The organism is Vibrio sp. ED002, assembly GCF_023277445.1.
In the GTDB taxonomy this organism is placed as follows: domain Bacteria; phylum Pseudomonadota; class Gammaproteobacteria; order Enterobacterales; family Vibrionaceae; genus Vibrio; species Vibrio jasicida.
In genome coordinates this window covers 1-14,577 of record NZ_CP080240.1, presented here as the reverse complement: position 1 = coordinate 14,577, position 14,577 = coordinate 1, and the positions used below count along the sequence as shown (strand labels likewise).

Here is a 14,577-nt window from a genome sequence, read left to right as displayed (position 1 = left end):
TATTGTCACTTACATTTATCTAACCAACAAAACTATGCTAGGCTAAATTATGGACATAACCTGAGAAAACATAAGAAAAACGTGCCACAACAGAGAGATAAGAATGGAAACAGGACTCCCCCCCCCAAAAAAAAGCAACCCTCTCTACCTGGGGTATGTTTTATTCTTCTTAATGTCATCAATTACTATTTCAATAGCAATAATAAGAGCAGAGCTAAAAAATATGGGAGACCTCTATATAACAAAAATAGACAAAGTAATTAGAAATGTAGAAAGGGAAACTACTCTAGCTATAAAAAACATAGATGACTGCCAAACGATTGAAGATAACCTCATTTATTCGAATGATATTAGAGAGTTAGTCGTAATAGATAGCTACCACGTAACCTGTTCATCAAAAAGAGGAAAGATAAAAGAAAACATCGATGTTAAAAATAGATTCGATAACCTAAGTCACCATCTTGTTTTTTGGGATATAGACGAAAAGCCGTCAGAAAGAACAATAGCATTTATAAGCCCAGCATTGAATAAAGAAGGTAGAATCATCATATCAATAATTGATAGAAATCATTTAATTGGAGGGTTGTTTGATATAAATGAAACTAATATCTCTAAGATGATGGTTGATATTGCAGGGAAAAGTTATCCCGCACGTACCAAGTTTCGCTCAGACTATATACATAACATTTCAAGCTCAAACAAGTATAAATATAGAATTCTAATAGAGGTAAAAAGAAGCTTTGTTTACACTTCTATCACCCATGCTGCATTAATAAGCATTATTATCACGCTGATAATATTCTCAATATTACAGGTGGCATTAAATAAAACAAAACAAAGAGGAAATATATTTTTAGATTTCCAGGAAGGGTTAAGAAGAGCCGAGTTTTATCTAGAATATCAGCCCATCGTTGATGCTTGTAGTTGCAAAGTAAAGAGTTTAGAGGCCCTTGTGCGTTGGAATCATCCAACATTAGGCTTAATCCGACCGGATACTTTTATTCCTCTTGCTGAAGAGAAAGGCTTGATAAATGAGCTCACGGACTATATTTTAAAATGGGCACTAAAAGAACTCGCCTTATCCAAAAAGGCTGGCAACATATCCCTCAGTGTAAACATACCTCCAACGTATCTTGCTTGTAATAAAAACCTACTCAAGTTAACTTATTATCAAAGACAGTTTTCAAAGTTAGACATTGAGCTAGTAGCCGAAATAACTGAAAGACAACTACTTGATAAATCGGGAATACAGACTCTCAATGAGCTAAAAAAAAGTGGATTAAAAATAGCAATAGATGACTTCGGTACAGGCCATACATCTTTATCAGTCATTCAAGAACTTAACTTTGATTACCTAAAGATAGATAAGTGCTTTACCGATACGATAGGAATAAACACAGTAAACTCTACAGTTTTAGATACAATCATAGAGTTAGGGCATCGATTAGATGTGAAAATAGTTGCTGAAGGGGTTGAAACAAAAGAGCAATTTGACCATCTGAAATGTAACGGAGTGCAAAAAATGCAAGGCTATTACTTTTCTAAACCTGTTCCTTTAAGTGATATGAAACTAAATTAGTTATTATGCTTACCAAAGGATAATACTAAAGCTAATAAAGACATGGAGTTTGTAATGATAACGTTCAATTTGGAATATTTTTTAAAGCTGTTACATGCTTTATACACTCACAATAATAAAGATGAAAGATTTAGTAAATTAATGACATTTGACGACTTCAGAAGGATTGGTTTAAGTACTAACTCAAATGGAAATATTCAAGATTACTTCGTCTATCATCTTCAAATGCTACAGAATGAAAATTTGGTTTGTACTTTCAGGCAAGATAGAGAAACAAGAGCAAAAAAAATTCACTTTGGCCTAACTGAAAAAGGATATGCTATGTGCGATGCCCTTTTTGAAAAAGGCGCTATGGAGTTTTTACTAAAATTAGGAACGAATGTTAACTTTGCTGTTTGCCAGAAAGCATGTTTCGCGATCGGCAGTGATATTATTTTTTCTGACACGAAAAGTGCCCTCTAGCAGGATACTTATCACTGGGCTTTGTTGCGTAATTCGATGGAACTAAATCAAGAAGCTACGATCTGATCGGCTACACCAATCAAACGTCGTAGCCTCATGCCAAAGCCCCGTTACAAAACAACTAACTGGAAGCAGTACAATAAAGCCTTAATCAACCGTGGTTCTCTGACCTTTTGGGTTGATGAGGAAGCGATAGCCGAATGGAAGCAAAACAAACAAGGCAAGCGTGGTAGACCTCGCCGATTCAGTGACTTAGCCATTACTACCGCACTGATGGTGAAACGTGTTTTTTCTATGCCATTGAGAGCGCTGCAAGGTTTTCTAGACTCAGTATTTAGGCTGGCTAACATCCCGCTTGTTTGTCCGCACTACACCTGTATAAGCCGCCGAGCCAAGGAAGTTGAGGTTTCATTTAAAACCAAAACCAGAGGTGCAATACAACATCTGGCCATTGATGCCATTGGCCTCAAGGTTTATGGCGAAGGTGAATGGAAGGTCAAGAAGCATGGTACTGATGGGAAGCGCAGAGTCTGGCGTAAGCTACATATCGCAGTAGATACAAGCACCCACGAAATAGTCGCAGCAGAGTTGAGTTTATCTAACGTAACCGATGCCGAAGTGTTCCCAACTTACTCAAGCAGACACGCCGTAAAATCATTGAGATATCAGGTGATGGCGCTTATGACACAAGGAATTGCCATGATGCTATACGGAGCAAGCGAGCGGTTCCGCTAATCCCGCCACGAGAAGGTGCTGCCTTCTGGGAGCGAGAACACCCTCGCAATTTAGCAGTAGGTTGTCAGAAGCTCTACGGCTCGAACAAGAAATGGAAAAAGCGGTATGGCTATCATAAGCGCTCGCTATCAGAGACAGCAATGTATCGGGTGAAACAGTTGTTAGGTGGAAGTTTAAGCCTGAGAAACTACAACGCTCAGGTTGGCGAGACTTACGCCATGATCAAAGCACTGAACAAACTTACAGGGCTTGGTATGCCTGAAACTCAGTATGTTGTATAAAAGTCGCTCAACTTTAGGAGGTTTGGTTTCTCGTCTGAATTACGCAACAAAGCCTTATCACTGTTAAAAATTAATCAGTTAGGGTGTAAGTAGAATTCATTTGTCTCGTTATTCTCCAGAAAGAAAAGAAGCCGCAGTGTCTAGTAATAAAACATCATTGAACCGGCGACATAGCCGCCTGAGCGAGCTACGCTCGAAAGCAAAGAGACTTTACAGTGTGCTGACAATTCTGCGTTACCCTACTGGTCATGCACTTACGATCACTCAGACTACTTTTATCTCGGAATGGCATCTGGGCGATCTATCTCAGTAAACACATCTCTGAAATCAGAGATGTCGTTGTTGATAACGTCACCCGAATGATGGCTTGTGGCTCAGCGAGCATGGGGTCACGGCTCTATAAGTGCAAAAATTCTGGTTGTACCTACACCAAAAACCTCAATCAAAGCTGTAAGTCTCGTGCTTACAGCCGTTGTGGCGTCAAATCCACGAAAGGTGGATACGCCAACAGCATGTGCTGCCAGATTGCGAATGACACACATCACCTTCACCATGCCGAGTACTCTCTGGCCTATCTTTCGTCATCATCGCTGGTTGCTTAATCGATTATTCCAATGCGCAGCCGACATTTTAACGACTTGGGCGAAATGGCAAGGCTTAGAAATAGGTGTTTTCTGTGCGCTTCATACCTACATTGGAATTGCCATGTTCACGCTTCAGCGACACGGGGAGGAATTTGTCAACGAACGGGACTATGGAAGCCGATTTATTTCAAAGCCAAAGTGACCGAAGCATGTTGGCGAGCTGCGATCACGCAGCTCTTGAGCGCGCATTACTCAGAGCTTGATTTAAGTGCAGCTGATTGCCTGTTCATACGTCATGAAAAGAATTGGTTCGCCTTTCTACGTAGTCAATATCGTTGGCGTTGGAAACTGCATTTTGGTAAGAAAACGGACCAACAGTATAAGACGGTCAATTACCTAGGACGTTATTTGAAGCAGGCTCCAATTTCAGGCTCTCGCTGCACCACTACAGCAAAGGCGCTCAGCTGACGTTTGAATACCTTAGCCATCGTACTGGGGAAAAGGAAATGCTGATTTTTGCCGCTAAGGATTTGATTTGCCGGCTCATCGAACATATCCCCGATAAGTACTTTAAGATGATCCGCTACAGCGGTTTCCTGTCGAATCGTCGTCGTGGTGAAATGCTGCCAAAAGTCTACGATGCGTTAGAGATGGAAAGCAAGGACGCGCCAGCGCTGCCTTGCTATGTCAGAATGCTGAAGAAGCTTGCTAACGTCGATCCGTATGAATGCTTACTCTGCAAAGAGGGGCTAGAGATTTGATTGCACAGGCTGTTTAAGCTGAGCTTCAACAGCTACTTGACCAACATCAGAACGTAATGGTTGACGACGGGATTGACATTCATTAAAAATGGAACATAAACTAACATATAGCTCACAATTTCAAATAGGTAAGTAAAAAATACAGATCGGAAAATGCCAACAAGTAACTAATGGCAACTATCTTGAAAAACGCCGAAGGTTGGCATTTTGATATTTATTTAAACTTTTAGGTAGTACTATGGACTTTGGTAGTATATTCAAAGAGCTTCGTATTAAAAATAAAATGACTCAAAAAAGCATAGTGAAAAAGTTTCATGAGTTAGATAATTATAACTCTGAGTTATCCTCTATAGATGTGGTTTCAATTAGCCGATGGGAAAGAGGAGTAACAATACCAATTAAATCAAAAATGATCTTAGCATTAAGAGCTCTTGATGGTGATATTTATAGTTTATATAAAGAATTGAAACTTAGAAATACAGAGAGCGAAAGTAGAGAATATATATCTTTTTGTAAAATTGTAGGAAGCACTGGAAATCTCACATACATGGCAATCAAACGACAGTTTGAGACCTCTGAATATAAAGACGTTGCATACTCACCATCAAACCCATTAACAAAAAAAAAGGAAATTGAGCTTATCGCCGAGTATTTTTTCGGTAAAAGAGGGGATAGGAAAATTTCATTAAACATGGATGAATTAATAAGTCAGCAAATTAATGGTGATGTTAGATATTTGTGTAGATACGATAAAAATATGAATATTGTGGCTCATTCTTTTTGGGCTAAGTATTCTAATTGTCAGAAAGTTTCATTCATCGAAGCTTTCAAAAATGCGCAGCGAATTCAGCCTTATCAAAAAGAAAATGAGTCATTTTTATACATTCCAGACTTTACTTGGCATAACAAAGATTGGTTTTTTTTTGTCATTGACCAGTTAATTGTAGAGTTATTAAAAGACAATAATATATTGAAAGTTTATATTGGTTATCACTTGGATGTTAGCTTATCTATATTGAGTAAGTTAGGGTTTAAGGTCACATCGTTAAGGAAAACGGGCTGTGACAAAAAAATTGAAATTAAGTTGGCTGAGATTGATTCCCACATATTACTTTCTAACGTTGATTTGATGAACAGAGTTATAAAACTGGCGACATAGCCGCCGGTTCTGCTGAAGTTCGCCGAGCTTATTAGTTGAGAAATGGTTCCGCTGGAGCGAGAACCATTGCTGATATAGTAACAGCGAGGGGCATTTCACTTAGTCGCTACCGAGTGAGTCAGTTCATGAGGCTTTGTTGCGTAATTCAGACGAGAAACCAAACCTCCTAAAGTTGAGCGACTTTTATACAACATACTGAGTTTCAGGCATACCAAGCCCTGTAAGTTTGTTCAGTGCTTTGATCATGGCGTAAGTCTCGCCAACCTGAGCGTTGTAGTTTCTCAGGCTTAAACTTCCACCTAACAACTGTTTCACCCGATACATTGCTGTCTCTGATAGCGAGCGCTTATGATAGCCATACCGCTTTTTCCATTTCTTGTTCGAGCCGTAGAGCTTCTGACAACCTACTGCTAAATTGCGAGGGTGTTCTCGCTCCCAGAAGGCAGCACCTTCTCGTGGCGGGATTAGCGGAACCGCTCGCTTGCTCCGTATAGCATCATGGCAATTCCTTGTGTCATAAGCGCCATCACCTGATATCTCAATGATTTTACGGCGTGTCTGCTTGAGTAAGTTGGGGAACACTTCGGCATCGGTTACGTTAGATAAACTCAACTCTGCTGCGACTATTTCGTGGGTGCTTGTATCTACTGCGATATGTAGCTTACGCCAGACTCTGCGCTTCCCATCAGTACCATGCTTCTTGACCTTCCATTCACCTTCGCCATAAACCTTGAGGCCAATGGCATCAATGGCCAGATGTTGTATTGCACCTCTGGTTTTGGTTTTAAATGAAACCTCAACTTCCTTGGCTCGGCGGCTTATACAGGTGTAGTGCGGACAAACAAGCGGGATGTTAGCCAGCCTAAATACTGAGTCTAGAAAACCTTGCAGCGCTCTCAATGGCATAGAAAAAACACGTTTCACCATCAGTGCGGTAGTAATGGCTAAGTCACTGAATCGGCGAGGTCTACCACGCTTGCCTTGTTTGTTTTGCTTCCATTCGGCTATCGCTTCCTCATCAACCCAAAAGGTCAGAGAACCACGGTTGATTAAGGCTTTATTGTACTGCTTCCAGTTAGTTGTTTTGTAACGGGGCTTTGGCATGAGGCTACGACGTTTGATTGGTGTAGCCGATCAGATCGTAGCTTCTTGATTTAGTTCCATCGAATTACGCAACAAAGCCTAGAGAACACAACATTCGCTGTTCAATAGAGTCAACTGAAGGTTCAATTTACAACGTCAATACTATCCGTGCAGGTGAGCTAGATTTTGGTATCGTGCAATCAGATTGGCAGTACCATGGCTACAACGGCACGAGCAAATTTGCCAAGCAAGGTCCGTACAAAAAACTGCGTACCATGTTCTCTCTTCATACCGAACCTTTTAACATCATCGCACGTGCCGATTCTGGCATCGAGAACCTACAAGACCTTAAAGGAAAACGTGTCAACATCGGTAACCCTGGCTCTGGTGACCGTGCGACAATGGAGGTAGTGATGGATGCGATGGGCTGGACGAACGACAGCTTCAAACGTGCATCTGAGCAACAAGACTCTGAGCGCTCACAAGCGCTATGTGACAACAAAATCGACGCGTTCATTTACGTGGTTGGTCACCCAAACGGCTCAATCAAAGCAGTAACAACGTCTTGTGATGCGAAACTCGTTTCTGCAACCGGACCAGAGATCAACGAGATTGTTGTTGGCAACTCTTATTACACATCCAGTGTAGTACCTGCTGGTCTGTACCGTGGAACAGACCAGAACGTAGACAGCTTTGGCGTTGCAGCAACCATGGTAACAACTTCTGATGTTTCAGATGATGTGGCTTACAACGTTGCAAAAGCGGTATTCGAAAACTTCGACACGTTCAAACGCCTACACCCTGCATTTGCAAGCTTGAAGAAAGAAGATATGGTAAAGGCGGGCCTTTCGACCCCTCTTCACCCGGGTGCAGAGAAATACTACAAAGAAGTAGGCCTGCTTAAGTAACTGCTGACTTCAAGCTCAGTCAAAAAACGAACCGAGCAAACTCGTACTGTAGATAGCTTACGGCTTAGTTTGAGGTCTAAGTCAGGGCTTTCTGTAGAAATGCCCCCTTAAAGCTGTGACCAGTTTTACTTGACCACTTCAGGTGAACTATGGTGGGTAACCATCAACAAGAAAGGTTTTTATTCCCTTTTATTAAATATCGGATATTCAGTACGTCATGCTCGATTACTGTTCCTGAATACTCAAAAATTTACTGAGGGCAATTTCTTGATTTACTTTGCTAGTTTGATAGCGTTCAAGAAATTCTCGCCATAGTTTCATCTGTGATTGGCTGTCTCCAAGCAACTGTCGGTTAACCCATAGTCCATAGTTGTTAAAGCTAAGGATTTGCTGTTCGAAATGCAAAGGAGTAGCTAAAGAAATATCGTTAACTTGAATATCAAGGAGGTAGGTATGATGTGGTGCGTGGTGGTACTCTAAGAGCATGTGGACATCGCCATCCTCTAAAAGTTGATATGCTAACCTCAACCTGTCCATAGGTACACCTTGCTCTATTAACAAAAAGTATTTAGCTATAGCTACATCTTCACAGTCTCCCTGAGCTTTATCTAACAATTCAGCTGGCGTTGCCCAGTACTCACTTTCTCCCCATAACTCGAGATCTGATTTGTAATCGATAGACTGAAATGCTTTTTGACTCCGTTTAAGTAGCGTTACCGGTACTTCTTGCTCTAGCCAAAGCAAACTCAAAAGAATAAGCTCCATTGTAGCTTCCCTCTTTGTTACCTCACCTATCAAGTATAGGATCGTTTTTATATTTTTTGACAGTAGCTTGATGTCTCCAGCCGCAACTAAGAGCGTTGCGGCGTTCTTCAATATTGTTGTCACTAGTTGCTTGCCAAAGCACTTCTATGCTTAGAGAACATTATTGTTTCGCCAAATAAAGGTAACGTGCGTATTACCTATCTCGAACATAACTTACTTAATACAATATATGTTGAAGGGAATTCTTGTCGTTACAATATTGGTCCTTCAAACACTCAATACCATCGAAGGAAAAGTCTTGTTAAGTCCAAACAGTCAGTGTTAGAGCTTACTCGTTAAGGTGCCTGTTTTTCGTCCTGCATAATAATGCTCTGTGTCTACAGAGCGAAACGGTACTCAGTCATTTACTATGTGGTGATGAATGATACCGAGATAGCCCTTTATCTGAAGCTTGCGAGGGCTCTTTTTAAGGAGAGTAAATGGTTAGTATTGAACAGGTTAATACGACGCTGTTGAGTTCAGGTTATGCGGAAGTCACGCCACATGAATGGTTGTTCATTGATACTATGAACCGGGCAGATGTCAGTTTGGGTTTTATCGTTAGGTGGGTTATATCCAAGCGCAATATGGTCACCACGCTATCACGCTGATTTATCTTGGGGTTGCAAAGAATGATTCAGTTGATGATTAAGTTCGGTAAAAAACGTTTCACGCTTACGTTCAATAAGCTGCTCAATATAAGCTTCTTTTGCTTTTTGACCTGCTCGTGATGCTTCTTGCATGGAGAGTTCTACTTCTTCGGGAGTCAGGCGGTATACCTTATTGTTGAGGTATTTCAGCGCTTCTCTTTTAATCAACCCTTGTTTGCCTAAAAGTTTTATCACCAGCGAGTCGATAGGGTGCAGACGTCGCGTTTGTCTTTGAGTTGAGGCTTGAGGTAGTGAAGCAGCAGCTCATAAGAAACGGCGGTACATGTCAACACGAACACAAAAAAAGGCCACTGCGTACCACAGTGGCCATCAGAAAGTTATGCTTTGCAATATGAGTTACATAGGAAGTATAGCACCCATTTATCCTATACCGCTCATAACTCATGCAATTTTGCCAGGGCTTTTTGCTCAAGAAGCTCTTCAATACGCTTACGAGCTTTACCCACTTTAAGCTGTTCTTTGCTCGGTTGCGTGGTTTTCTTATTGCGATAAGCCAGGCGCTTTACCGTCATGGGGAGTGGCATCATTGCATCGCGATCGCTTATGGGTTTACGGCTTCTTTCAGCGCTTTGCCTGCTTTAAAGGCGGGCACGTTAGCTGCAGAAATCTGGATCTCTTCGCCAGTTTTCGGGTTACGGCCTGTACGCGCGGCGCGCTGATTGACTTTGAAGGTACCAAAACCAATCAATGCCACTTCATCCCCACTCGATAGCGTGTCTGAAATGCCTTCAATTATTGCGTTCAGCGCGGCATCTGCTTTTGCTTTCGAGATGTCTGCCGTTTGGGCAATATGTTCAACCAGTTGCGATTTATTCATACGGTTATGTTCCTTATTAAATAGGCCATGGCTTTAAAACAGTGCCGATCATGCGATTAAGTGACGTCTTCATCGTCAAAATGGCGACAAAACGATGTCAATATCCTACAAGTGCCACCAAGACAGGTTGCGAGAAAGAGGAAAGTGGACTGTCCCCTTTACTGGCTAAGTGGCTGATCAATAGCTTGGCACAAAATGCACAACGGTGCTTTCTTAACGTTAAAAATCAATGGAATATCACAAAAAAACTCAGCAACGAGGTTGCTGAGTGATTGGCGTTTGCCTATCTAGGAGAGAACGCGTCAGGGAGGTCTGCCTGACGTTTATAAGTAATCTTGTCGATAGTGAGTCAAACGTTGACTAACGATCAAATAAAAACCCTCTGGCTAGGGGAGCAGAGGGTTTAGGTATGAACCTAATCAAGGATGATAAAGCCAAGCGGGGTCGTGCCTGACTTACACACTTTGAGTATAGACGAGTTTTTTGTGTTTGTGACTGTAATGGCTAAGTCGCTGAATCGGCGAGGTCTACCACGCTTGCCTTGTTTGTTTTGCTTCCACTCGGCAGTCGCTTCCTCATCAACCCAAAAGGTCAGAGAGCCACGGTTTATTACGGCTTTATTGAACAGCTTCTATTCGGTTGTTTTGTAAAGAAATTTAGGCATGAAGCCACGACGGTTGAGATCGTGGCTTCTTGATTTCGTTCCATCGATTTAAGCAACAAGGGGCTTTGTTGCGTAATTCAGACGAGAAACCAAACCTCCTAAAGTTGAGCGACTTTTATACAACATACTGAGTTTCAGGCATACCAAGCCCTGTAAGTTTGTTCAGTGCTTTGATCATGGCGTAAGTCTCGCCAACCTGAGCGTTGTAGTTTCTCAGGCTTAAACTTCCACCTAACAACTGTTTCACCCGATACATTGCTGTCTCTGATAGCGAGCGCTTATGATAGCCATACCGCTTTTTCCATTTCTTGTTCGAGCCGTAGAGCTTCTGACAACCTACTGCTAAATTGCGAGGGTGTTCTCGCTCCCAGAAGGCAGCACCTTCTCGTGGCGGGATTAGCGGAACCGCTCGCTTGCTCCGTATAGCATCATGGCAATTCCTTGTGTCATAAGCGCCATCACCTGATATCTCAATGATTTTACGGCGTGTCTGCTTGAGTAAGTTGGGGAACACTTCGGCATCGGTTACGTTAGATAAACTCAACTCTGCTGCGACTATTTCGTGGGTGCTTGTATCTACTGCGATATGTAGCTTACGCCAGACTCTGCGCTTCCCATCAGTACCATGCTTCTTGACCTTCCATTCACCTTCGCCATAAACCTTGAGGCCAGTGGCATCAATGGCCAGATGTTGTATTGCACCTCTGGTTTTGGTTTTAAATGAAACCTCAACTTCCTTGGCTCGGCGGCTTATACAGGTGTAGTGCGGACAAACAAGCGGGATGTTAGCCAGCCTAAATACTGAGTCTAGAAAACCTTGCAGCGCTCTCAATGGCATAGAAAAAACACGTTTCACCATCAGTGCGGTAGTAATGGCTAAGTCACTGAATCGGCGAGGTCTACCACGCTTGCCTTGTTTGTTTTGCTTCCATTCGGCTATCGCTTCCTCATCAACCCAAAAGGTCAGAGAACCACGGTTGATTAAGGCTTTATTGTACTGCTTCCAGTTAGTTGTTTTGTAACGGGGCTTTGGCATGAGGCTACGACGTTTGATTGGTGTAGCCGATCAGATCGTAGCTTCTTGATTTAGTTCCATCGAATTACGCAACAAAGCCTTGCATCGCGGCAATAGCGTACCGCATCAATCGAAAGCCCATGTGTTTGTCTGGGCTGCTTTGATGCTCTATCAAAGCGTACACATACCCTACCCCACAGTCCGTCTCCATTGAATACAGCACATCGGAATAATACGGCACTAACTCATCTTCCAAAAATGAACCTGATTGAAGCTGGAGCGTATCGAGGTTGCAGATTTGTTTGATGTGTCCTGGTAAGTGAATATCGAGAAAGTCTTTTGCTGTCTCTGGCACAGTCAAGAACGACTTAAACAATCCATCATGTATTGACGTTGGTGTCTTCATTCTGCTTATCCCCATTTCATCTGTCGATACTATACCAACTACTTTCATTCGTATATACCGTACTATTTTACACTTATGTATTAATTGTTTGACTGACTAAAGGCTAGTGCAGAAAGGGCCTCCTGTTGAAATGTGTCTTTTGTATTTACAATTGCGTAAATACAAAAATGACTTTACAATTTGGATTATCTTGCTATTGTGTATGTACATTCACGTAAATACATAAGTGTGCATACATATGAAGTATATAATTTACTATTCATCAAAAGGTGGAGTAGGGAAGTCTACTCATGCAAAATTGGCTCATTTAGTTTTAGGGAATAACAACCAGAAAAAGGTAGCGGGAGACGATATGGATCCGCAACAACACTATGCGGATTGGATGGCAAATAATCCAGAGTTAGTTTCTAAAGAAGAAGAAGCTGATTTCTTTATCTATGATACTCAAGGCGCTCATACTGATAAAAATGTAGAGTTACTTACAGCGGCGAAAGAGGTCGATTCAATAATTCTAGTTCCTGTTCGCCCATCAAAAGATGATATGAAGGAAGTTAGCCGGATGGTGCAGCGACTAGATAAAGTTGGTGTATTAGATAAGGTTGTCTTTTTTCTAAATGGTTGCGTAGCTAATTCTAATTACAAACCATATCGAGATGAGCTCTCGAAATATGGGCGTGTCGCGAAAAAGCAAATAAACACCCGTATTGCTTTTTCTGATGCACCTAGAAATCGAGAAATTAATGATATATCCGCATTGCTATTAGAGGTGTTGTTGTAATGGCTTTAGTTAAAAATGACGCCAAGAATCTAGCCGATGAAGATCTTGGGCTTAACGTAAATACAGATTCGTATTTACGTTCTTGTATTAACGTTACGTCGATGTCTTGGAAAGATGCGAAGAGTTCCGTAGATGGTATGAATGGAGACGAGTTAGATTCTTTCATTTCTGCTATTTCAAATTTAGAGTTATCTAAATCAGGAAGTATGACTTTTAGACTTAGTATTAAAGACTATGCGATGTTAAAGCTGGTTGCTGGTAAAAATGGAATGACTGTGACTGCGGTTATAGAAACGGCTGTTCAGAAAATGAAGACTGGGAACGAGTAAATACAAAGTTGTATGTTCCTTTTTGTATTTACATTAATGTATTTACTAAATTGTATTGCCTAATTTGTAAATGCAATATCGTATTTACGTGATGTGTTATATAAAAGGTAAGGAAAGTCAAAGTTTCCTTACCTTTGAAAGAGCGAGCTAAATCGAAGGTAATTCAATTGGTTGTGATTGGTTTGTGGTAATAATATTTCTGAGTGGTATGGGTGATGTAGCGGAAATGTTGCCATGATCAAGTTTGCTCAAATTGCAGATAAACTTATCCACAGAAAGGAACTAAGCTGACCTCAATTGGCCTTCCAAAACTGTCTGTCTTATCAATTCTTCACGGCTTTCTTCCGCTCTAAAGCTGACAAACTCTAACCTGTCTCTGCAGAATAGGCATTCGTACGGATCAACCTTCGCGTATTTCTTTAGCATGCTGGCATAGCAAGGCAGCGCTGGCGCGTCCTTGCTTTCCATCTCTAACGCATCGTAGACTTTTGGCAGCATTTCACCACGGCGACGATTCGACAGAAAACCGTAGTAGCGGATCATCTTAAAGTGCTTATCGGGAATGTGTTCGATGAGCCGGCAAATCAAATCCTCAGCGGCTAAAGTCAGCATTTCCTTTTCCCCAGTACGATGGTTAAGGTATTCAAACGTCAGCTGACCGCCTTTGCTGTAGTGGTGCAAGCGAGAGCCTGAAATTGGAGGCCGCTTCAAATAACGACCTAGGTAATTGACCGTCTTATGCTGTTGGTCCGTTTTCTTACCAAAATGCAGTTTCCAACGACGGCGATATTGACTACGTAGAAAGGCGAACCAATCCTTTTCATGACGTATGAACGGGCAATCAGCTGCACTTAAATCAAGCTCTGAGTAATACGTGCTTAACAGCTGCGTGATCGCAGCTCGCCAACATGCTTCGGTCACTTTGGCTTTGAAATAAATCGGCTTCCACAGTCCCGTTCGTTGGCAAATTCCTCCCCGTGTTGCTGAAGCATGAACATGGCAATTCCAATTGAGCTTTCGGCCGTAGGTATGAAGCGCACAAAAAACGCCTATTTCTAAGCCTTGCCGTTTGGCCCAAGTCGTTAAAATGTCGGCTGCGCATTTGAATAATCGATTAAGCAACCAGCGATTATGACGAAAGATAGGCCAGAGAGTGCTTGGCATGGTGAAGGTGATGTGTTGCCATTCGCAATCAGGCAACACATGCCGTTGTTGGCGTATCCACCTTTCGGTGGATTTGACGCCACAACTGCTGCAAGCACGAGACTTACAGGTTTGATTGAGGTTTTTGGTGTAGGTACAGCCAGAATTTTTGCATTTATAGAGCCGTGACCCCATGCACGATGAGCTACAAGCCATCATTCGGGTGACGTTATCGACAACGACCTCTCTGATTTCAGAGATGTGTTTACTGAGGTAGATGGCCCAGGTGCCATTCCGAGAGAAAAGTTGTCTGAGTGATCGCAAGTGCATGACCACTAGGGTAATGCAGAATTGTCAGCACACTGTGAAGGTTAAGTCTCTTTGCTTTCGAGCGTAGC

Annotated in this window: 13 protein-coding genes and 4 pseudogenes; 8 read left to right on the top strand and 9 right to left on the bottom strand. The window is 42.0% G+C overall.

Annotated features, from left to right (window positions below; all coding sequences use genetic code 11):
• Nucleotides 1-103 precede the first annotated feature (103 nt).
• The 5 genes and pseudogenes from ITG12_RS27095 (at nucleotide 104) to ITG12_RS27075 (ending at nucleotide 5,561) form a co-directional block, all read left to right on the top strand.
• A complete protein-coding gene (locus ITG12_RS27095) occupies nucleotides 104-1,579 on the top strand; it encodes an EAL domain-containing protein (RefSeq protein WP_248875222.1) in 1,476 nt (491 codons plus the stop codon).
• Between the two features lie 54 nt (nucleotides 1,580-1,633).
• A complete protein-coding gene (locus ITG12_RS27090) occupies nucleotides 1,634-2,041 on the top strand; it encodes a hypothetical protein (RefSeq protein WP_248875220.1) in 408 nt (135 codons plus the stop codon).
• Between the two features lie 96 nt (nucleotides 2,042-2,137).
• Nucleotides 2,138-3,057, top strand: a pseudogene (locus tag ITG12_RS27085) (IS5 family transposase).
• Nucleotides 3,058-4,216: 1,159 nt separating this feature from the next.
• On the top strand, nucleotides 4,217-4,402 hold the full coding sequence (locus tag ITG12_RS27080; protein WP_248875218.1) for a hypothetical protein: 186 nt from the start codon (nucleotides 4,217-4,219) through the stop codon (nucleotides 4,400-4,402).
• Nucleotides 4,403-4,640: 238 nt separating this feature from the next.
• The gene (locus ITG12_RS27075) at nucleotides 4,641-5,561 is read left to right on the top strand and encodes a helix-turn-helix transcriptional regulator (RefSeq protein ID WP_248875217.1); all 921 of its coding nucleotides are present in this window, start codon (nucleotides 4,641-4,643) and stop codon (nucleotides 5,559-5,561) included.
• A gap of 183 nt (nucleotides 5,562-5,744) precedes the next feature.
• On the opposite strand, the gene ITG12_RS27070 is transcribed toward ITG12_RS27075, so the two are convergent.
• Nucleotides 5,745-6,665, bottom strand: coding sequence for an IS5 family transposase (locus tag ITG12_RS27070; protein WP_248875053.1), 921 nt, complete (start codon nucleotides 6,663-6,665; stop codon nucleotides 5,745-5,747).
• An 80-nt stretch (nucleotides 6,666-6,745) separates the two neighbouring features.
• Between ITG12_RS27070 and ITG12_RS27065 the strand changes: the two are divergent.
• Nucleotides 6,746-7,552, top strand: a pseudogene (locus ITG12_RS27065) (TAXI family TRAP transporter solute-binding subunit); the annotation flags it as partial.
• Nucleotides 7,553-7,777: 225 nt separating this feature from the next.
• Here the strand turns inward: ITG12_RS27065 and ITG12_RS27060 are convergent.
• From ITG12_RS27060 to ITG12_RS27030, 7 genes and pseudogenes are all read right to left on the bottom strand, one after another.
• Nucleotides 7,778-8,317, bottom strand: coding sequence for a transglutaminase-like cysteine peptidase (locus ITG12_RS27060; protein ID WP_248875215.1), 540 nt, complete (start codon nucleotides 8,315-8,317; stop codon nucleotides 7,778-7,780).
• Nucleotides 8,318-8,958: 641 nt separating this feature from the next.
• Nucleotides 8,959-9,201, bottom strand: a complete 243-nt coding sequence (locus ITG12_RS27055; protein ID WP_248875213.1) for a hypothetical protein — start codon at nucleotides 9,199-9,201, stop codon at nucleotides 8,959-8,961.
• Nucleotides 9,202-9,401: 200 nt separating this feature from the next.
• Nucleotides 9,402-9,539 carry a hypothetical protein gene (locus ITG12_RS27050; protein ID WP_248875211.1) on the bottom strand — a complete coding sequence of 46 codons (138 nt, stop codon included), beginning with the start codon at nucleotides 9,537-9,539 and terminating at the stop codon, nucleotides 9,402-9,404.
• Nucleotides 9,540-9,568: 29 nt separating this feature from the next.
• Nucleotides 9,569-9,844, bottom strand: a complete 276-nt coding sequence (locus tag ITG12_RS27045) for an HU family DNA-binding protein (RefSeq protein WP_039978003.1) — start codon at nucleotides 9,842-9,844, stop codon at nucleotides 9,569-9,571.
• 496 nt (nucleotides 9,845-10,340) lie between these two features.
• Nucleotides 10,341-10,472: pseudogene (locus ITG12_RS27040) on the bottom strand (transposase); the annotation flags it as partial.
• Nucleotides 10,473-10,623: 151 nt separating this feature from the next.
• On the bottom strand, nucleotides 10,624-11,544 hold the full coding sequence (locus ITG12_RS27035) for an IS5 family transposase (protein WP_233969805.1): 921 nt from the start codon (nucleotides 11,542-11,544) through the stop codon (nucleotides 10,624-10,626).
• A gap of 67 nt (nucleotides 11,545-11,611) precedes the next feature.
• Nucleotides 11,612-11,944, bottom strand: a pseudogene (locus ITG12_RS27030) (Rpn family recombination-promoting nuclease/putative transposase); the annotation flags it as partial.
• A 223-nt stretch (nucleotides 11,945-12,167) separates the two neighbouring features.
• Between ITG12_RS27030 and ITG12_RS27025 the strand changes: the two are divergent.
• Together ITG12_RS27025 and ITG12_RS27020 are read left to right on the top strand one after the other, a co-directional pair.
• The gene (locus tag ITG12_RS27025; protein ID WP_045499084.1) at nucleotides 12,168-12,707 is read left to right on the top strand and encodes a ParA family protein; all 540 of its coding nucleotides are present in this window, start codon (nucleotides 12,168-12,170) and stop codon (nucleotides 12,705-12,707) included.
• Nucleotides 12,707-13,036 (top strand): hypothetical protein, encoded by a 330-nt coding sequence (locus ITG12_RS27020; protein ID WP_045499081.1) that lies wholly within the window; start codon nucleotides 12,707-12,709, stop codon nucleotides 13,034-13,036. Before ITG12_RS27025 ends, ITG12_RS27020 begins: the two co-directional genes overlap by 1 nt.
• Before the next feature lie 282 nt (nucleotides 13,037-13,318).
• On the opposite strand, the gene ITG12_RS27015 is transcribed toward ITG12_RS27020, so the two are convergent.
• Complete coding sequence (locus ITG12_RS27015; protein WP_248875209.1) at nucleotides 13,319-14,509, bottom strand: IS91 family transposase; 1,191 nt, start codon at nucleotides 14,507-14,509, stop codon at nucleotides 13,319-13,321.
• Nucleotides 14,510-14,577 lie beyond the last annotated feature (68 nt).

Bases quoted from the DNA above. Each gene is read 5' to 3' on its own strand.
- ITG12_RS27075 (WP_248875217.1), top strand. From the start codon at position 4,641: ATGGACTTTGGTAGTATATTCAAAGAGCTTCGTATTAAAAATAAAATG.
- ITG12_RS27025 (WP_045499084.1), top strand. From the start codon at position 12,168: ATGAAGTATATAATTTACTATTCATCAAAAGGTGGAGTAGGGAAGTCT.
- ITG12_RS27080 (WP_248875218.1), top strand. From the start codon at position 4,217: ATGATCCGCTACAGCGGTTTCCTGTCGAATCGTCGTCGTGGTGAAATG.
- ITG12_RS27020 (WP_045499081.1), top strand. From the start codon at position 12,707: ATGGCTTTAGTTAAAAATGACGCCAAGAATCTAGCCGATGAAGATCTT.
- ITG12_RS27045 (WP_039978003.1), bottom strand. From the start codon at position 9,844: ATGAATAAATCGCAACTGGTTGAACATATTGCCCAAACGGCAGACATC.
- ITG12_RS27070 (WP_248875053.1), bottom strand. From the start codon at position 6,665: ATGCCAAAGCCCCGTTACAAAACAACTAACTGGAAGCAGTACAATAAA.
- ITG12_RS27095 (WP_248875222.1), top strand. From the start codon at position 104: ATGGAAACAGGACTCCCCCCCCCAAAAAAAAGCAACCCTCTCTACCTG.
- ITG12_RS27035 (WP_233969805.1), bottom strand. From the start codon at position 11,544: ATGCCAAAGCCCCGTTACAAAACAACTAACTGGAAGCAGTACAATAAA.
- ITG12_RS27090 (WP_248875220.1), top strand. From the start codon at position 1,634: ATGATAACGTTCAATTTGGAATATTTTTTAAAGCTGTTACATGCTTTA.
- ITG12_RS27015 (WP_248875209.1), bottom strand. From the start codon at position 14,509: ATGCACTTGCGATCACTCAGACAACTTTTCTCTCGGAATGGCACCTGG.
- ITG12_RS27060 (WP_248875215.1), bottom strand. From the start codon at position 8,317: ATGGAGCTTATTCTTTTGAGTTTGCTTTGGCTAGAGCAAGAAGTACCG.
- ITG12_RS27050 (WP_248875211.1), bottom strand. From the start codon at position 9,539: ATGACGGTAAAGCGCCTGGCTTATCGCAATAAGAAAACCACGCAACCG.